The organism is Geodermatophilus amargosae (genome assembly GCF_900116515.1).
Taxonomy (GTDB): domain Bacteria; phylum Actinomycetota; class Actinomycetes; order Mycobacteriales; family Geodermatophilaceae; genus Geodermatophilus; species Geodermatophilus amargosae.
The window spans coordinates 43,428-61,258 of record NZ_FPBA01000014.1; the positions used below are offsets into that span (position 1 = coordinate 43,428).

Annotated in this window: 18 protein-coding genes; 9 read left to right on the top strand and 9 right to left on the bottom strand. The window is 73.8% G+C overall.

Annotated features, from left to right (window positions below; all coding sequences use genetic code 11):
* Positions 1 to 6: 6 nt before the first annotated feature.
* Positions 7 to 1,419 (bottom strand): S8 family peptidase, encoded by a 1,413-nt coding sequence (locus BM414_RS17525; RefSeq protein WP_093581364.1) that lies wholly within the window; start codon positions 1,417 to 1,419, stop codon positions 7 to 9.
* A 47-nt stretch (positions 1,420 to 1,466) separates the two neighbouring features.
* Here BM414_RS17525 and BM414_RS17530 point away from each other — a divergent pair, with 47 nt between their 5' ends.
* Together BM414_RS17530 and BM414_RS17535 are read left to right on the top strand one after the other, a co-directional pair.
* Positions 1,467 to 4,094: a CHAT domain-containing protein gene (locus tag BM414_RS17530; RefSeq protein ID WP_139245931.1), complete on the top strand. Its 2,628-nt coding sequence runs from the start codon at positions 1,467 to 1,469 to the stop codon at positions 4,092 to 4,094.
* A 140-nt stretch (positions 4,095 to 4,234) separates the two neighbouring features.
* The gene (locus tag BM414_RS17535; protein ID WP_139245932.1) at positions 4,235 to 4,687 is read left to right on the top strand and encodes a hypothetical protein; all 453 of its coding nucleotides are present in this window, start codon (positions 4,235 to 4,237) and stop codon (positions 4,685 to 4,687) included.
* A 24-nt stretch (positions 4,688 to 4,711) separates the two neighbouring features.
* Here the strand turns inward: BM414_RS17535 and BM414_RS17540 are convergent, their stop codons facing one another.
* Positions 4,712 to 5,284 (bottom strand): RNA polymerase sigma factor, encoded by a 573-nt coding sequence (locus BM414_RS17540; RefSeq protein ID WP_093581370.1) that lies wholly within the window; start codon positions 5,282 to 5,284, stop codon positions 4,712 to 4,714.
* A 145-nt stretch (positions 5,285 to 5,429) separates the two neighbouring features.
* Here BM414_RS17540 and BM414_RS17545 point away from each other — a divergent pair, with 145 nt between their 5' ends.
* Positions 5,430 to 5,996: a tyrosine-type recombinase/integrase gene (locus tag BM414_RS17545; RefSeq protein ID WP_245784800.1), complete on the top strand. Its 567-nt coding sequence runs from the start codon at positions 5,430 to 5,432 to the stop codon at positions 5,994 to 5,996.
* A gap of 115 nt (positions 5,997 to 6,111) precedes the next feature.
* Here BM414_RS17545 and BM414_RS17550 read toward each other — a convergent pair whose 3' ends face one another.
* Positions 6,112 to 7,248 carry an ROK family transcriptional regulator gene (locus BM414_RS17550; protein WP_093581371.1) on the bottom strand — a complete coding sequence of 379 codons (1,137 nt, stop codon included), beginning with the start codon at positions 7,246 to 7,248 and terminating at the stop codon, positions 6,112 to 6,114.
* Between the two features lie 92 nt (positions 7,249 to 7,340).
* Between BM414_RS17550 and BM414_RS17555 the strand changes: the two genes are divergently transcribed.
* The 5 genes from BM414_RS17555 (at position 7,341) to BM414_RS17575 (ending at position 10,460) form a co-directional block, all read left to right on the top strand.
* A complete protein-coding gene (locus BM414_RS17555) occupies positions 7,341 to 8,645 on the top strand; it encodes a DUF1479 domain-containing protein (RefSeq protein WP_093581373.1) in 1,305 nt (434 codons plus the stop codon).
* Between the two features lie 71 nt (positions 8,646 to 8,716).
* Positions 8,717 to 9,073, top strand: coding sequence for a gamma-glutamylcyclotransferase family protein (locus tag BM414_RS17560; RefSeq protein WP_093581522.1), 357 nt, complete (start codon positions 8,717 to 8,719; stop codon positions 9,071 to 9,073).
* Between the two features lie 86 nt (positions 9,074 to 9,159).
* The gene (locus BM414_RS17565; protein ID WP_281246755.1) at positions 9,160 to 9,816 is read left to right on the top strand and encodes an HAD family hydrolase; all 657 of its coding nucleotides are present in this window, start codon (positions 9,160 to 9,162) and stop codon (positions 9,814 to 9,816) included.
* 129 nt (positions 9,817 to 9,945) lie between these two features.
* Positions 9,946 to 10,275 carry an SDR family oxidoreductase gene (locus tag BM414_RS17570; RefSeq protein ID WP_093581377.1) on the top strand — a complete coding sequence of 110 codons (330 nt, stop codon included), beginning with the start codon at positions 9,946 to 9,948 and terminating at the stop codon, positions 10,273 to 10,275.
* On the top strand, positions 10,272 to 10,460 hold the full coding sequence (locus tag BM414_RS17575) for a tyrosine-type recombinase/integrase (RefSeq protein WP_245784801.1): 189 nt from the start codon (positions 10,272 to 10,274) through the stop codon (positions 10,458 to 10,460). The genes BM414_RS17570 and BM414_RS17575 overlap by 4 nt, the downstream gene beginning before the upstream one ends.
* 740 nt (positions 10,461 to 11,200) lie before the next feature.
* Here BM414_RS17575 and BM414_RS17580 read toward each other — a convergent pair.
* The 6 genes from BM414_RS17580 to BM414_RS31420 all read right to left on the bottom strand — a co-directional run bounded on the left by BM414_RS17580 (position 11,201) and on the right by BM414_RS31420 (position 16,760).
* On the bottom strand, positions 11,201 to 11,401 hold the full coding sequence (locus BM414_RS17580) for a DUF6186 family protein (protein ID WP_093581379.1): 201 nt from the start codon (positions 11,399 to 11,401) through the stop codon (positions 11,201 to 11,203).
* A complete protein-coding gene (locus BM414_RS17585) occupies positions 11,398 to 11,742 on the bottom strand; it encodes a hypothetical protein (protein ID WP_245784802.1) in 345 nt (114 codons plus the stop codon). Before BM414_RS17585 ends, BM414_RS17580 begins: the two co-directional genes overlap by 4 nt.
* A gap of 918 nt (positions 11,743 to 12,660) precedes the next feature.
* A complete protein-coding gene (locus BM414_RS17590) occupies positions 12,661 to 12,966 on the bottom strand; it encodes a hypothetical protein (protein ID WP_093581381.1) in 306 nt (101 codons plus the stop codon).
* Entirely contained in the window at positions 12,963 to 13,727 is a 765-nt protein-coding gene (locus BM414_RS17595) for a ParA family protein (protein WP_093581383.1), read from the bottom strand. The genes BM414_RS17590 and BM414_RS17595 overlap by 4 nt, the downstream gene beginning before the upstream one ends.
* A gap of 318 nt (positions 13,728 to 14,045) precedes the next feature.
* Positions 14,046 to 15,065, bottom strand: coding sequence for an adenosine deaminase (gene add, locus BM414_RS17600; RefSeq protein WP_093581527.1), 1,020 nt, complete (start codon positions 15,063 to 15,065; stop codon positions 14,046 to 14,048).
* A 300-nt stretch (positions 15,066 to 15,365) separates the two neighbouring features.
* Positions 15,366 to 16,760 carry an alpha/beta hydrolase gene (locus BM414_RS31420; RefSeq protein ID WP_139245933.1) on the bottom strand — a complete coding sequence of 465 codons (1,395 nt, stop codon included), beginning with the start codon at positions 16,758 to 16,760 and terminating at the stop codon, positions 15,366 to 15,368.
* A gap of 84 nt (positions 16,761 to 16,844) precedes the next feature.
* Here BM414_RS31420 and BM414_RS17610 point away from each other — a divergent pair, with 84 nt between their 5' ends.
* The gene (locus BM414_RS17610; RefSeq protein ID WP_217644785.1) at positions 16,845 to 17,813 is read left to right on the top strand and encodes a GlxA family transcriptional regulator; all 969 of its coding nucleotides are present in this window, start codon (positions 16,845 to 16,847) and stop codon (positions 17,811 to 17,813) included.
* The last annotated feature ends 18 nt before the right edge of the window (positions 17,814 to 17,831 follow it).

Genomic DNA, 17,831 nt, shown 5'->3' on the forward strand with positions numbered 1-17,831 from the left:
GAGGGCTCAGACGGGCAGGATCCGCAGGGGGACGCCGTAGCCGTCCAGGGTGGGCGCCCCGTTCTCGGTCTCGGAGTGCTTGCGCGCCTCGTCGAGGAGGGTGTCGAGCGCCTCCCGGGCCGTCGCCGCCCGCCCGTCCCGCACCATCTGGACCACCGCGCCCGCCACCTGGGGTGCCGCGAAGGAGGTCCCGCTCCAGGTGGCCCACGAGTTGGGCCCGAAGGTGTCCGGGTCGAGCAGGTCCGATGCCGGCGCCTCCCGGCCGACCACGTACGTCGAGACCACGCCCTGGCCCAGGGTGGAGCAGGTCACCCAGTCGCCGTGCGTGGACCACTCTGCGCCGACGACCTGACGCTCGTCCGCGTCGTCCAGGCGCAGCGCGGCCACGGAGACCACGTGCCGCTCGAACCCGGGGACGGCGGAGAAGGCCGCGGGCCAGCACGGGTTGCGGTCGCCGTAGTTGCCGGCGGCGCAGACGACGAGCAGGTGACGGCCCTCCGCCTCGGCGATCGCGATCGCCGTGCGGAGCGCCTCCTCGATCGCGAGCGGCGGCCGGTCGCCCGCCGTGAGGAAGCCCAGGGACAGGTTGACGACCTCCGCGCCGTCCTGCGCCGCGCGGACGATCTCCCGCGCGACGTCCACCTCGTCGCCGTCACCTTCGGTGTTGAGCGCGCGCAGCACGAGCACGTCCGCTCCGGGCGCGACCTGTTGCACGATGCCGGCGGCGAAGGTGCCGTGTCCCGCCGCGCGGTCGAGATAGGCGTCCGCCGGGACGACGTCGAGCGGGTCGAGGTTGTCGGTACGGGCGAGCCCGCTCAGCCAGCCGTCGGCGCGCTGCTCGGCGCTCACCCCGTTGTCGATGACCGCGATGCGCGGGCCGCCCTGCTCCGCCTCCGCGGGAGGGAAGTCCCACAGGCCGGTCCCGCCCGGCCCGGAGGGCTCCGGGCCACCTGCGGCCTTCCGGATGGCACCGAGCAGGGAGACGTGACTGGGCGCTGCCCGGTCGCCGGCCACGGCCCGGGCCACGGCTCCGGATGCGCGCAGGCTCCGTGCGCCCGCGCCGACGGTCGTGAGCACGCGGAGTCCGTCGAGCCCGGGGACGGACACCGTCTGCGGCGCGTAGTACCGGGCCTGGAGCTCAGCGACGACCCGAGGGACGTCGTCACGGCGCACGACCAGCCGGTTCGGGGTGACGGCGATCCCGTCCTCGTCGAGCTGGATCCGCGCCGGCCCGAGTCCGCTGCTGCGCTCCTGCAGGTCGGTGAGCGCACCCACCCGGTCCGCCCGACGCGCGTCCTCGGTGGCCGTGTCGGCGAGCCAGGCGGCGATCTGCTCCCTGACCGCGAGGCGCTGGGCGTCGATCTGTTCCCGGGAACGCCGTTCCGGGGGAACCGGCCGGAACTGGTGGGCATCCGCCATCGGAAATCTCCTCCTCGATGTGCCGGGTCCGGAGCAGAATCGTCCCGATGACCGGCGTCACACGGGAAGAGCCGAGCGGCTCCCTCCTGATACGCGCGCAGCAGGCCTACGACGGGGTCGTCGGGGACCCGCGGCGCTTCGACCGGGCCGCGGCCGACGTCGTCGAGGCGGCCCGCAGCGCCGCTGACCGCGAGGCGCTGGTGGTCGGCCTGCGGGCGGTGGCCTGGGCGGCTCGGGCCCGGCGGGAGAACCGGCAGGCCCTGCGGCTGCTCGACGAGGCGGTCCGGCTGGCCCGGCGGGCCGGGCTCGCCCACCGGCTCGCCGAGCTGCACGTCACGCGGGCGGCGGTCGCCCTCGAGCTCGGTCAGGTCGCCGTCGCGCTGCGCGACCTGGACCGGGCCGTGGCCGGCGACGGCCGGGCGGTCCCCGAGGCCGAGTTCATGCGCGCCGTGCTGCTGCACAACCTCGGGCGGCTGGAGCCGGCGGCCGCGTCCTACCGCCGCGTCGTCGCCGACCCGGCCGCGACGCTGGACAACCGGGGGAGCGCGGCCAACAACCTCGCCCTGGTGGCCGCCTCCCGGGGACGGTTCGACGAGAGCCTGCGGCACCTCGACCGCGCCGAGGAGCTCGCCGCCGGGATCGGGCCCTCGATGTACGCGTTCGTGGCACACAACCGCGGGCTCGTCCTGGCCCAGAGCGGACGGCTCGCGGAGGCGCTGTCCCAGCTCGACCGCGCGACGGAGCTGTTCACCGAGACCGGCGTGCCGCTGGGCGAGTACCACATGGAGTACGCCGACGTCCTCGCCGAGCTGCGGCTGCTGCCGGAGGCGCGGGACCTGGCCGGTCGCGCCGCGGCCGACCTCGACGCCCAGGGCGTCCTGCTCCTCGCCGCCGAGGCCCGGCTGACCGTGGCGCAGACCGCGCTGCTCGCCGGGGACGCCGGGGCGGCGCGGTTCGCCGCCGACGAGGCCGAGCGGCTGTTCCGCCGGCAGCGCCGCACCGCCTGGGCTGCCCGGGCCACCGTGCTCGCCGCCGAGGCAGCCCTCCTCGACGGGACCGCCGACGTGCAGATGGTGCGGCGCGCGGCGCGGGCCGCCGGGTACCTCGACCGGTCGGGCACGCCGTCGGTCGCGGCGGCCGCGCACCTGGCCGCCGGCCGGCTGGCCGCGCGGCTGGGGCGCCCCCGGGTCGCCCGGCGCTGCCTGGAGACGGCGCGGGACCGCAGTCGGCGGGGTCCGGTGCTGCTGCGCCTGCGCGGGCACCTCGCCGCCGCCTCCGCCGAGCGGCTGGCCGGCCGGGACGACGCCGCCCTGCGGCACTGCCGTGCCGGGCTCGCCGACCTGGCCCGGCACCGCGCCGCGCTCGGGTCCACGGAGCTCCGGGCGCTCGCCTCCGGGCACGGGGTGGAGCTCGGCCGCCTCGGGCTCGAGACGCTGCTGCACACCGGCTCCCCGCTGCGGGTGCTGGGCTGGATGGAGCAGACCCGCGCCGCGGCCCTGCTGAGCGTCGAGCCGCCGGCGTCCGACGGGCTGCAGGACGAGCTCGCCGAGCTCCGGCTCGTCCATGCCGAGCTGGCCCAGGCGCTGCGCGACACCGGCGAGGAGCCGGCGGAGCTGCGCGCCCGCCAGACCGCCGCGGAGGCCCGCCTGCGGCGCAGCACGTGGCAGCGGTCCGGGTCGGGGGCCGGCCGGGCACCCGTGTGCACGCCCGGCGAGCTGCGCCGACGGCTCGACGGCCGCGCGCTGGCGTCGTTCGCCACGGTGGGGGACGAGCTCGTCGCCGTCGTGCTGCACGGCCGCCGCAGTCGCCTGGTCCCCCTGGGTCCGGCTCGGGCCGTACGGGCCGAGTGCGACAGCCTGCTGTTCGCGCTGCGGCGCCTCGTCCGCCCCGGCCGGGCGGCCGCGGTCGCCGCCGCGCGGGCGAGCGCCGACCACGGGCTGCGGCGGCTGGCGGGACTACTGCTGCACCCGCTGGAGGTGCCCGCGGACGTGCCGCTGGTCGTCGTGCCAGACGGGCGGACCCACCGCCTGCCCTGGGCGGCGCTGCACGGCGCGCCGGTGACCACGGCACCGTCGGCCGCGCTGTGGGCACGCACGCGGGCCGCCGCGCCGCGGGACGCCGGTGCGGTGGTGCTCGTGGCCGGCCCCCGGCTCCCGGGTGCGGTCGCCGAGGTCGAGGCCGTGCGCCGGTGCCACGAGCGGCCGGCCGTCCTGGCCGGAGAGGCGGCCACGGTGGCCGCGACCACCGACGCACTGGCCGGCGCGGGGCTGGCCCACCTGGCCTGCCACGGTCGGCTGCGCGCGGACAACCCGACCTTCTCCGCCCTGGAGCTGGCCGATGGACGGCTGACCGTGCACGAGCTCGACCGCCGGGGGATCGCGCCCCGGAGGGTCGTCCTCGCCGCCTGCGACTCCGCCGCCGACGTCGCCTACGCCGGGGACGAACTGCTCGGGTTCGTCAGCGCCCTCCTGGCGCGGGGGACGACGGGGGTCCTGGCGAGCACGGTCGCCGTCGGCGACGTCGAGTCCGTCGACCTCATGCGGCAGGTGCACTGCGGGCTGGCCGACGGCCGGACCGTGGCCGACGCGCTGCACGACGCCCGCACCCGGCTGGACACCGCCGACCCGCGCCAGTTCGTCCACTGGTGTGCCTTTGGCGCCTACGGGGCCGGCTGAATCCGGCCGCGCGCGTATCAGGAGCCCGTGCACGGCATCTGATGAGGAGCGGCACCGCCGCGGCCGCTGCTGGCAGCCTGCCGCGCCGCGGGGCACCATGCCCGTGCAGGACCACTGCGGTGGGCGGGGAGGTGGGGGAGATGACGGCAGCGGGACCGGGTGAGGACGACGACCTGATCGACGAGCTGCGCGCGGCGGTACGCGCGGCCGGTACCCCCACCGCGGCGATGGCCGACGCCGCCCGCGCCGCCTTCTCGTGGCGGACCGTCGACGCCGAGCTCGCCGCCCTGATCTCCGATTCGCTCGTCGACGAGCCGGCGGGCGTGCGCGGGAGCTCCACCGGCCCCCGCGACCTGGTCTTCGAGGGCCGGGGGTCGTCCGTCGAGGTGGCGCGGGACGAGGACTGCCTGGTCGGTCAGCTGGTCCCGGCCGGTCCCGGGCAGGTGTCGCTGCTGCGCCCCGACGGCGAGGTGGACCGCACGGACGTCGACGAGTTCGGCCGGTTCCGGTTCGAGCGGTCGGTCACCGGTCCGGCCCGGCTGCGCTGTACGACCTCGTCGGGCGTCCTGGTCACCGAGTGGGTGCGCTTCTGAGGCGGGCGCCGCACACCTCGAGCCTCACACCTCCAGCAGCGCCTGCACCGCCCGGTGCGACCGGATCCGCGCGATCGCCCGGGCCCGCGTCGGCCCGATGCTGCCGATCGGCATCCCGAGACGCCGGCCGATCTCCTCATAGGGCAGGGGAGGGTCCTCGATCAGGAGCAGCAGCAGCTCGCGCTGCCGCTCGGGCAGCTCGGCGAGCGCGGCGAGCAGGGCCTCGTGCCGCTCGCCCTCCAGGAGGGCCCGGTCGGGAGCGGGCGCGGCGTCGTCCGGCCGTCCCCGGGCGTCGAGGTCGGCGGAGGGGACCGGGCGGTGCCCCCCGGTGACGTGGTGGCACTCGTTGCGGGTGGTGGTCGCGATCCAGCCAGGCAGGGCCCGGGGCTCCCGGATGGCGCCGAGGTGCTCCACCAGGCGCAGCCACACCGTCTGGACGACGTCCTGCGCCTCCGCGTCCTGCAGCCGGTTCCGGCGCACGATCGACAGGACGAGGGGCGTGAACCGCTCGACGAGGCGGTCCCAGGAGGCGGAGTCCCCGTCGAGGGCCCCGGCGACCAGGTCGGAGACGGTGTCCTCGTCCGCATCGGGGTCCACGTACCGTCCCCCTCACGTTCCGGCTGCCGGAGCAGGCCTCAGCGTAGTGACGGGATCACGGACGGCGCGGCGCGATCCCGGACCGACGGGTCACCGGCCAGCTCGCGGACGGTCCACCCTGGATCTGCTGCGCGACACGGCGTCGGTGCTGGGCAACTGCGACGGCACCCACCGGCACGCACAACGGTCCTCTCGCCGTCTCACCGCCCAGGTGACCGGGGCGCGCACGGTGCTGGGGGAGAACCAGCTGCCGACGATCCGGCTGCACGACCTCCGCCACACCCACGCCGCGCTGCTGCTGGCCGACGGCGTGCCGGTCAAGGTCGTCTCCGAGCGGCTCGGGAACGCGAACGCCACCATCACGCTCACGGTCTACCAGCACGTGCATCCCGGCATGGGGCGGCGTCGGCCGACCGCTTCGCCATCCGGCTTCGGGGCTGAGATGGTCCGCGAAGTGTCGAACGACTGCCACGAGGCCGATCCGGCCCCGACATGGGTGCGCCCCGGGCTTCGGACCTGCAGGAACACCGGGGCGATGCTGTGTCCGAAGGCCGACTCGCTGCATGCGCACACGACGCGACGGCTGGAGATGAGCCGTCACCTCGTGTGCGAGGGGGGACGTGGGCGCCGGGATGTGGGAGCCGTCCCACCTGAAGTATTCGGGGCGAAGGAGCGCGGTGTACGCGGCTTCGTGGTCGTCGTCGGAACGTAGCGCGCCGGTCGGACCAGACGAGATCGTCAGAAGCGGTGGCGCCCGCGGCACTCAGCCGTCGAGGAGTCCGTCAGCGCCCCGTGTGCCGATGGCCGGAGCGCGCGCCGACGTCCTCTCAGGTCGGCTGTTGTCGGCGGGTCGAGATCGCCGCCCGGAGATCGCGGAGCGCCTCTGCGCGGGCTCCGCTGAGGGCGGGTTGAGTCGTGATCTGGGCAGGCCGGAGGGGGACGCTCCGGGGGAGTTCAGCAGCACGGTCGGAGACAGCCTGCAGCACGGCCGGGTGGGTGCCCCAGGCGCCGCCGACGACGACCAACTGGGGATCGGTCACCGCAACGAGGGCCGAGATGACGCCGCAGACGGCCTCGGCCAGGGCGGCCAGAGTCTCGTCGGCCCTGTCGCCGTCGGTGTCGACGGCGGACAGCAGGCGGTCCACGTCCAGCGCCGTGGAGTGATGCTGCCGCAGGCGCAGGTCGGCGAAGACGTCGGTGAAGGCGACGGCGTGGCCCCCCGGTCCGCGGGTGAGCACGTGGGCGATCTCCCCGGCGAGCCCGCCCGACCCGCGCCGGACCTCGCCGTCGGCGACGACGGCGCAGCCGAGTCCCTCGCCCAGGTACAGGTACACGAAGTCGTCGAGGCTCTCCGGACCCGAGGCTGCCCGCTCGGCGCGGGCCGCCCAGTTGACGTCGTTGTCCACGGTCACCGGACCGGCGAGCAGCGAGGCGAGGACCTCGACCGGGGAGAGCTCGCCGACCAGGAAGGGCGCGTCGGGCAGGTGCACCAGCCGGCCGGACGCGCGGTCGACCGGGTCCGCGGCGCTGACGACGGCCAGCCGGGCCCGCCCAGTGTCGGCCAGGACCCGCTCGGCGACCGCCCGCAGGGCCTGAGCCACCTGCTCGGGACGCGCCGGCCGCCCGACCTCCTCGTGCTCCCGGGCGACCAGCTGACCACGCACGTCCATCGCCTCCGCGACGACGCCCTCGGGTGCGATGCCGACGACGAGCGCGACCCCGAGGTCCGGGGCGAGCGCGTAGTAGCTGCCGATCCGGCCGCGACCCGTGGTGCGCTCGCCGGTGTCACGCAGCAGCCCGGCCTCGGTCAGCCGACGCACGCTCTCGCCGACGGTGGGCTTGGAGATGCCGGTCCGGGCGGCGATCTCTGCCCGCGTCAGCCGCTGTTCGCAGATGAGCGCCTGGAGCACGTGCTCGTCGGTCAGCGACCGGAGCAGCTCCAGCGACGGCTTGGCCGGGGGCATGGGGACAACTCTAGTCAGGAGTGTTGCCCAAACTGCGGCGATGCCTTACCGTTGCCATCAGTAAGGAGTCCTTCCTGAATGGAGTCAACGCCGTGACCCTCACCGTCCCCGAGACCCCGCGGACAGCCCAGCTGCCGCCGCTGCCGCACTGGGAGTCCACGCCCGACGACCTCAAGGCCGCCATCCGGGAGATCAAGCCCGCCATCCGAGCACGGATCGCCGCCTCCGGCCGCACCGTGGAAGAGGTCTTCGCCGTCGTCGAGGCCCGCATCGCCACCGCGGTCGCCCAGATCGAGACCGCCAAGACGCGCGGTGAGGAGATCTGGCCGGTCATCGACTACGCCGACATCGCCGCCGGCACCGTCTCGGCCGAGCAGCTGGCCGAGCTCCGCCGCCGCGGCTGCCTGATCGTGCGCGGCCACTTCCCCCGCGAGCAGGCTCTCGCCTGGGACGCCGGCATCGTGGACTACGTCGAGAGCAACCAGTTCTTCGAGAACTACCGCGGCCCTGGCGACGACTTCTTCGGCAGCGTCGGGTCCAAGCCCGAGATCTACCCGATCTACTGGTCCCCGGCCCAGATGGAGGCCCGCCAGAGCGACCGGATGGCCGACGTGCAGGCCTTCCTCAACGCCCAGTGGACGTCCGAGTCCGACGGCGTGCAGTGGTTCGACCCCAACCGCGACTCGCTGTACCCCGACCGCATCCGGCGCCGCCCGCCGGGCGCGGACTCCGGCGGCCTGGGAACCCACCTGGACCCCGGCACCCTGGACCTGTGGATGACCGAGGCCTACCAGAAGGCCTTCCGGCACCTGTTCGACGGCACCGTCGAGTCCTACGACCCGTGGGACGCCGCCCACCGCACCGCCGGCCCGCAGTACCCCGGCTCCACCATGTGCTCGGCGTTCCGCACCTTCCAGGGCTGGACCGCGCTGTCGGACATGGCCAACGACCAGGGCGTGCTGCACACCGTCCCGATCCCCGAGGCGATGGCCTACCTCATGCTGCGCCCGCTGCTGGCCGACGTGCCGGAGGACAACATGTGCGGGGTCACCACCAACCGGGTCTTCCCGGCCACCCAGAAGTGGCACTCACTGCTGCTCCGCGCGGTCACCCCCATCCCCGACGTGCAGGCCGGTGACTCCGTCTGGTGGCACGCCGACATGATCCACGGCGTCGACCCGGTCAAGGACCAGCAGGGCTGGGGCAACGTCATGTACATCCCCGCCGCCCCCTGGTGCCCCCGCAACGAGACCTACGCCGCCTCCGTCCGCGACGCGTTCCTCACCGGCTCCAGCCCGACCGACTTCCCCGCCGAGCACTACGAGCGCACGTGGGACAACCGGTTCCCCGCCGACCGGCTCAACGACACCGGACGCCGTGGCCTCGGCCTCGACTGAGCCGCCGTGGGTCAGGGTGTGATGAGGATGGCGCGACAGACCGCCGTGGCGCCGTGCCAGGGGCTGGCCCGGTGACGACCGGGACGAACGCATGCCACCGGCTCGCGATCTACGGCAGCCTCGCACCCGGTCGCCCCAACCACCACCAGGTCGCCGGGCTCGACGGGCTCTGGTTCCCCGGGAGAGTGCACGGGCGGCTCGTCGAGGCCGGCTGGGGCGCCTCCCTCGGCTACCCAGCGCTGATCGTCGATCCGGACGGCTGGGTGATCGACGTCGACGTCCTGGAGTCGGAAGACCTTCCCGGACAATGGTCCCGCCTCGACGACTTCGAGGGGCCAGGCTACGAGCGGGTCCTCACGACGGTCCACACGGCCGCCGGAGAGCTCGAGGCGCATGTCTACGTGCTCAGCGCAACCGACGAGAGCTGATCCGGGGCCCTGCTTCACCAGCCCGATCCGGCTGCATCACGGTCTCGTGAGGGAGTCGCCGTTCTGCTGTGCCGGCCGCCGCACCTGTGTGCGGCGGCCGGTCGCGTTCCCCGGAGGTTCCCACCATCAGCACCACACTGTCCCCGGACGCCGCCACCACGCCGGACACTGCGCAAGCCCTGCTCTTCGACTGCGACGGCACCCTCGTGGACTCCGTCGCCGCGTGGGAGCAGGCCTGGATCCGGGCCCTCGCGGAGTACGGCGTACCGATCACGTCGGACTGGTACCGCGCCCGCGCCGGGCTCAGTCCTCGCGACCTCGTCCACGCTGCCGAACGGGACGCTGGCGCGCCGCTGGACCTCGACGTCGTCCTGGCCCGGGGGATCGCGTTGTACGTCGACTCTGCCGCCACCGTCCGCCCGAACCAACCGGTTCTCGAGGTCGCGCGGACCCATCACGGCCGCGTCCCGCTGGCCGTGGTCTCCGGCGGCCCCCGTAGTGGCGTCGATGCCGCGCTGGCCGCTGTCGGCGCACGACATCTGTTCGACCACGTCATCACCATCGACGACGTCAGCCGAGGAAAGCCCGCCCCCGACCTCTACCTCCGAGCGCTGGAGGTCCTGGGCCGAACCGCTCGCAGCTGCCTGGCCTACGAGGACTCCGACGAGGGACTGCGGGCCGCCGCGGCTGCGGGCATCCCGGTCATCGACGTCCGCCGCGGCACCGTGGCCTCCGCCCCCTGACGTCCGGGGTCGGTGTGCCAACTCCACACCAAGACGCGCGTCACGGTGTCCCGGCATGTGCTGGGGAGCGCCGGCTCGGCTCCGTGGCGTCGGCTGTGGCTCAGAGCAGAACCAGGAAGTACCGAGTGGATGCAGATCACCAACCGCGTCGCGGTGGTGACCGGTGCCGGCGGAGGACTGGGCCCGGCCACCGCGCGCCGTCTCATCGCCGCCGGTGGCCGTGTCGCCCTCCCCGACGCCAAGACCGAGTCCCTCGAGAAGGCACAGGCGGAACTGGGGGATCGGGCCTTGTCGATCTCTGTCGACGTCACCGACGCCTCGGCCGTCGAGGCGGCCGTCGACACCACGGTGACCGCCTTCGGCGCCGTCCACGTCTGCGTCAACGGCGCAGGGATCGCTCCGGCTGCCAAGGTCGTCAGCAGGGGCCGACCGTGCTGGGGGAGGACCAGTTGCCGGTGATCCGGCTGCACGACCTCCGGCACACCCACGCCACGCTGCTGCTGGCCGACGGCGTGCCGGTGAAGGTCGTCTCGGAGCGCCTCGGGCACGCGAGCGCCACCCTCACGCTCACCGTCTACCAGCACGTTCACCCCGGCATGGGCCGTGAGGCCGCCGACCGCTTCGCTGCCCTGCTGGAGGGCTGAGATCAGGCGACGAGTACCACATGGGTGTCACGAGGGCCATCGGCGCCGGACATGGAAGCGCCCCGGGCTCCTGACCTGGAGGAACACCGGAGCGATGCTGTGTCCGAGGGGGGACACGCTACATACGCACACCGTTCCGGGTGTTCCGATGAGCGATCAGTCGGTGTCCGGGCTGGCCACCGGGATCGGCATCCGGGTCGTCGCCCCCTCGCCCTTCGCGCACGGCCTGGCTGTACTGCAGAGAGGCGTTGTCGACGGTCGGTGTGGTGGCTCGATCACATGGAAGCTTCCCGATGGAGGGTGTCGACGACGGCCGAGAGCTGACTCTGGCAACGACTGCGAATCGACCCCTCGTGATCATGCGTCTTCGGCGGCGGCCGAGGCGGTGCGGCCTGAGTTGCGGTCTCGGAGCCGGTTGCTGTCGCCTTCGGGGAGCTCGTCGACGCTTCGTGCCAATCCTGTCTGATGTCGACCGGATGGACGTGACCATGCCGGGCGGAGACGGCATCGAGGCGGCGCGCCGGCTGCTGGAGGCTTGGCCTCGCGTGCGTGGTGCTGCTCGGCACCACCAAGTCCGTGGCCGGGATGCGCCAGGCACCTGGTCCCGGGGCGGTCGGGTACCTGCCGAGGCAGAGGTGTTCGAGCTGCCCGGCCGGCTCCGGCGCGTCGCCTCCGGCCGTGCGGCCGGGTGCTGACCCGGGTCCGCCGACCCGCAGTCCTCGAGGGCCCGTGCGGCCGCATCAACGGGCCAGGAAGTGCACCCCGATCCAGAGCCATGCGAGCAGGACGACTGCGCGGCCGGGCGTCGTCCGCATCGCGGCGCCCAGAGCTTGACTCGCGGTGGCCGGACCGAGTCCCAGGCGGGCGCAGACCTCGACCGCCAGACCGACGACGAGCAGACCCAGGAAGCCGGCAGAGCTGGTGAGGACGCCGTTCGTCATCGCTGTGGCCGGCGCCGCGGGCGATCGAGCAGCCAGACGCCGACAGCCAGCCAGCACACGGTGGCGGCGCCACGCAGCAGCGGTTCGGCGAGAAAGGGATCCGCGAGATCGCTTGCCGTCGGTAGCTCGCCGTCGGCGAGCGTCACGAGTTCCCAGGACACGGCGGCGGTTGCGAGGGCGAGCCACGACAGCCCTCGTCGCCCCACCGGTGGGGCGGTCTCGCCCGACTGCCGGACCAACGCCGCCACGACGAAGGCGGTACCGGCGGTGCCGATCGCGAGGAGCGCACCCACCGACAGTTCGCCCCACGCCGTCACAGCGGCGACGCAGGACAGCGCCATGGCCGCGAAGGGGAGCCGGCGCGCGAAAGGGGAAGACCTCACGCGTGCATGCTCGCGCGGCAGGCCGCCGGAGCGCGCTCCTGTTCGCCGCCTCCGTGGCCGTGCTCCTCGGCGCCTGCAACAACGTCGTCATCACCCGGATGCCGGGCCATCCGCAGTCCTGTGTCGCGGTGAACCTGGCGGCGACGGGCCTGGTCCTCGTGGGGGCTCGGTCTGTCGGTTTCACCTGGAAGGAACTGGGATTCGATCCGCGTAGGGCTCGGGCCGGACTGCGATGGGGTGGCGCGTGCTTCGCCGTGGTCGCCGCCGGCTACGCGGCCGGCCTCACGGTCCGGCGGTCCGCCCCCTGTTGGCGGACGCACGACTCGCGATCACGCCGCTGGACCGCGCCGGTGAGGCCTCGGACCCGTGCCAGATCGTGAGGTACTCACCCTCGACCTGCCGGAGCGCTCGAGGCGCGGGGGTGATCCTCGCCCGTCGCCGGGCCAGACGGGATGGTCATCTCGACCCTGCCGCGCGGGTTGTCCGCGTGGCTCCGTCGTGACCTGCCGGCGGGCGTGGGGAGGAGTTGCACCATCCCGGTCCAGCCATGTCGTCGGCGAGGCCAGTGCCGACGCGCGCGGGTGAATGCAGACGGTCGACGGTCGACGGTCGGGCCGGACGTCCGCGGTCGCGATGCCAGCACATGACGCCTGCCCGAGCCGGATCACGCGCCCTGCCAAGAGGGCCGGATCGTCCTGACTCCTCCCTGACGGCGTGTGATCGCGGTGCGATCGACGTGGGGGCGCTGGATCCAGCGCACCTGCTCCATCGCGTCGTTCGGCCGCTACGGCGCGTAGCGGTGACGCGCGCGTCTTCCGATCGGCTCACAGGGACACGGCCGCGCTGCGCGACCGCAACGAGGGCTGGGCCGCGGCATCACAGCTCACGCCCCCGGCCGCGCGGGACGGAGATCCGTACGGGGCCGGCCGTGACGACCAAACCCAGTTCCGTGTCTCGCTGTCGAAGGCTCGGCGCCGACCAGCGCAGCGGTGTGATGCGCACGTCGACGGTGACCGTCTCCGGCTCGGTGTGATCCGATCGCTCCGCCCGCACGGACGCCGAGTCGTGCGCCTCCGGTCGCGCGATCGGCATCGGGGCGGCCTGGCGAAGGTCGGCCAGCAGGTCGTCCTGCAGTGTGCGCGGGCGTGCGCGCGGCGTGGTGGTCGATCCCGAGGTGGTCATGCAGGCACCCTTTCGGCGGCGAGTACCTCGTCCGCGAGCGCCGTGTAGGCGGACGCAACGGGGCTGGTCGGATGGGAGAGCACGACGGGTCGCTTGGCGAGCGTGCTGGTCGGCACTCTGCGGGACAGCGGGACACGGGTCGTCAGCAGCGGGAGATCGGTGCCGACGAGGGCGCCTGCGACATCCCGAGCAGCACGTCCGCGCTCATCCCAGACGGCGCAGGCCACTCCGATGAGGACTGCAGAGGTGTTCTCGTAGGCGCGGTGCTGCTCGAGGAAGGCCGCGACCCGCGCGACCCCGAGGGCGGAGCCGGGGTCACTCGTGTAGACCGTGAGCACGGCGTCCGCGGCGCACACCGCAGCGAGGGTGAGGCCGCCCAGGTCGCCTCGGGTGTCGAGGACGATGTGGTCGTAGTCACCGAGGAGTGGTCGGAGGACACGCCGGACGCTGGTGACGAGGCCACCTGTGCTGGCCAGCCGGGCGGCAGCGGTCTCCAGCGCCGGGTGGGCCGGCAGGAGGTCGAGCCCAGGGGCGACGTCGTGCCGGATGACTGCTCGGGTCTCGGTGGCCGGGTCGTCCAGGAGCGCAGCCAAGCTGTCGTCCGGCCGTTCGGCGACGACCCCGAACGCCCGCCCGAGGCTGTCTTGTGGATCGACGTCCACAGCGAGCACCCTGCCGCGGCGGGCAAGAGCGGCGGCGAGGTTTGCTGCGGTCGTCGTCTTGCCCACACCGCCCTTGGAGGAGCAGACAGCCAAGCGCATGCCAGGAGTGTGTCGACGAGAACTCAGGAGCCAGGGAGGCGGGCCGCTGCTCCCTTGGGATCGTTCCCCACGTGCCTCAATGTGCCCAGCGTCACCATCTGCGCCCCGGCTCCAGGCGTCGGCCGACGTGGCCGACCGGAGACCGGCCGAACGCCGGGAAGATGCCCCGCGCCTGAAGATGCCCCGCGCCTGAAGATGCCCCGCGCCTGAAGATGCCCTGCAGCTGCAGGTGCCCTGCAGCTGCAGGTGCCCTGCAGCTGGGGACCCCGGCGAGACTCGTCCACTGGCCCTCTCCGCGGGCCTCGTCGTCGGGGGGGCTCAGCCCGGGAGAACGGCGTCGACCTCGTCGAGGAAGCGGGCCTGCAGCGTCGTCGGCAGCCAGGCCATCTCGAACGAGTTGCGCGCCAGGGTACGGACCTCGGCGATGCTCAACGGCGTCTCCTGGTGCACCCGCAGAAAGCAGTCGGCAACGTAGCCGTCGAAGTACGCGGGGTCATCGGAGTTCACGCTCACCAGCACGCCCGCGTCGAGCAGTCGTTTGGTGGCGCCGTCCCAGGCGGAGCCACGGACGAAGCTGTTGGAGATCGGACAGACCGTGAGCCCGATCTCGCGCTCGACGACCTCCGCGAGCAGCGCTGGGTCCTCCAGCACGTTCACGCCATGATCGATCCGATCGACGCCGATGACGTCCAGCGCCTGGCGGATGTGGTCATGCGTGCCCGGCTGGTCGAGGTCGCAGTGCATGGTCAACAGGTAGCCCTCCACGCGGGCCCGGGCGAAGACCTTCTCGAACTTGACCGGCGGATTGCCCCGCTCGTCGGAGTCGAGCCCCACGCCCACGATCCAGTCCTTGTACGGCAACGACTCCATGAGGGTGGCCATCGCGTACTCCGCGGAGAAGTCGCGCAGGAAGCACATGATCAGCGAGACGCGCAGGTCGAGGGTGCGGCGCGCGTCGACGACGGCCCGGCGCAACCCACGCAGGACGGTACCGAACTCCACGCCGCGCGACGTGTGCGCCTGGGGATCGAAGAAGATCTCGGCGTAGCGGACGTTCTGCGCGGTGGCCCGGGTGAAGTAGGCGGTCGCCAGGTCGTAGAAGTCCTGTTCGGTGATGAGCACCTGCATGTTGCGGTAGTAGCCGACCAAGAAGCTGGCCAGGTCGTGGAAGGGGCTCTCCCGCTTCATCTCGGCGGCGTCGGCGTAGGGCAGGTCGATGCCGTTGCGCCGGGCGAGCTCGAAGACCAGCTCGCCCTCCAGCGTGCCCTCGATGTGCAGGTGCAGCTCACACTTGGGCACCGCCGCGATGAAGCTCGCCACGTCCAGGTCAGTGGTCATGATCAGAGTGTTGCCCCATCCCATCGGCCCGTCGAGCCGTCCCACTCCGGGGACCGGCCAGGTCCGGTCAGGGCAGGTGGTCCACCCTGCTGGCGCAGCAGCTGCGGCTCGGCCCTGGGCGGCGGCAGCGGCGGACGAGACCAGGCCGGTCACGCCTCGGAGCCGTGGAGAGGTCGAGGCTGCGCGCCCAGGCCTGTCCTGTGCATCGGGTGCGCGGGCCGAGGACGAGGCAGGCGCCGGGAGCGATTCACGGCGGCCGCCCGGGCACGCGGCTGACCCCGTGCGCCGGCCGGGGTCCGCTCAGCTCCCCGGCACCGCTGTCCGCGTGCTCACCGCCTGCACCACGTCCTCGATGGCGGCGACGCTGAAGGCGGAGTCGGAGGCGTCGAGGAGCAGGGGCGAGTGGGTGGCTGGTACGAGCCGGTGGGCGCTGGCGGGGGAGAGCTCCGCCAGGGCGTCCTGGGCGGCCGGCCAGCCGGGTTGGGTGTCGCCGGCGGTGGCGGTGACGACGACGAGCGGCGTGCTGCCCATCCCGGTCAGAACCTGTGCCTGCTCGAAGACCGCGGGGTAGGCCGCCACCTCGTCCCGCTCGGCGCGCAACTGCCGGGTGCTCCAGTCGAACGCCTGCATCTGAGCCCGGGCCGCGGGCGGGAGGTCGGCCGGGACGCCGGAGCTCAGCAGCGGGCCGGCGCCGAGGCGCTCCAGGGTGGGGAGCAGCGCCGTGGACCTCCGCAGGAGCGAGTACGTGCCGGGGTAGTCGGGCAGGGCGGTGAACTGCTGGGGGCTCGCGGAGTCCAGCAGGACCAGGCCGGCGACGTCGTCGGGGTAGTCCGCTGCGTAGACCATCGCGTACGCGCCGCCCACGGAGTGCCCGGCGAGCACGTACGGACCGCGCTCGCCCGCCCGGCTCAGCAGCGCGTGCAGGTCGGCCGCCACCTGGACGCCGTCCTTCGGTCCCGGCGCGCTGTCGCTCCACGCCTGGCCGGCTCGGTCGTAGGCGCACACCCGCGTCGTCCCGGCGACGGCGGGCTGCACGAGACCCCAGGCGGCAGAGGTCTCGCCCATCCCACCCAGCAGCACGACGGTCGGGCCGCCGGTGCCGGTGCAGGTCAGGTGCAGCCGGCGGTCGCCGACGTCGTACAGCTGCCCGGGCATGGGCGGCGGGCTCCCGGCCACCGCCGTCCGCAGGGTCGCCGCACCGCCGCCGAGCGAGGCGAGCACCAGCAGGACCAGTCCGGGGGAGAGCAGCCAGAAGGGGACCCGGACGCGCATCGACCGAACGGCACGGACGGTGGTCCAGGCCGCGAGCGCGAGGAGGAGGGGCGGCCAGAACCAACCGGCGGCGGTCAGGGACCCGTCGCCGGGGGCGAGGACGAGCAGCGCCGCACCGACGGCGCCCAGCGCGGCCGCCGGCACCGCCGCCCAGCGCTGCGGCCGGTCGCTGAGCGTCGACGACCCGAGGGCGAGTGCAGCCCAGCCCAGCGCGAGGCCGAGGAGTCCTGTGCCGGAGAGGACGTGCTCGGGCGCGCCGGCGAAGACGCCGACGGACAGCGCCGCGGCAGCGAGCGGGCCGATCACGACCGACCCGTCCACCACCCAGGCCAGGCGGCGTGCCGACGCGCGGCGGCTGCCTCCCGGCGAGTGCCGGCGGCCGGAGGGTCCCGTCGTCGTGGGGGAGGCGGCTGTCGTGGACACGAGACCACGATGGGACCCGGAGCTTCGACGGCGCCAGGACGCCGATTTGACGATCTCGGACATGCCGAGCCGTACAGTGCGGGGGTGGCTGCCCTCGACGTCGCGGTCGTCACATTCCCGTCGGCGCAGATCCTGGACGTGACCGGCCCGCTCGAGGTCTTCTCCAGCGCCACCCACCTGCTGCCGGCGGCGGAGTACCGCACGCAGGTGGTGAGCACGTCGGGCGGTCCGGTGCTGGCCAGTTCGGGGTTGTCGTTCAGCACCACGGCGCTCTCCGACGTCGTGGAGCCGGTCGACACGCTCGTGGTCGCCGGCGGCCGGGACATGGACGCGGCGCGCACGGACGAGGACCTGCTGGCCCACGTCCGGCAGCTGGCGGGCAGCGCCCGACGGGTCACCTCGGTCTGCTCCGGGGCCTTCGTCCTGGCAGCCGCCGGGTTGCTGGACGGGCGTCGGGCGACCACCCACTGGGCCGAGTGCCAGCTGCTGGCGACCGCGCACCCGCAGCTGTCGGTCGACGATGATGCGATCTACGTGCGCGACGGCGACATCTGGACCTCCGCCGGCGTGACGGCGGGCATCGACCTCGCGTTGGCCCTCGTCGCCGACGACCACGGCGCGCGGGCAGCGGCGGTGGTCGCCCGCCACCTGGTGGTCTACCTGCGGCGGTCCGGTGGGCAGGCGCAGTTCTCCACGCTGCTCGCCGCGCAGGCAGCCGAGAGCGAACCGGTGCGGGAGCTGCTGGCGTGGCTGCCTGACCACCTCACCGCAGACCTGTCCGTGCCCGCCCTGGCCCGCCGGGTGCACCTGTCCGAGCGACAGTTCAGCCGGGTGTTCAAGGCCGAGGTCGGCGCGACGCCGAGCGAGCACGTCGAGGGGTTGCGGCTCGAGGCAGCCTGTCGGCTTCTGGAGACGACCGGCCACGCCGTCGACCACATCGCCCGCATCTGCGGGTTCCGGGTGCCGGAGACGATGAACCGCACGTTCCGCCGTCGGTTGAACACCACCCCGGGAGACCACCGCCGGCACTTCGGCCACCTCGCCGGGCAGTAGCCGTCCCCCTCACCGACG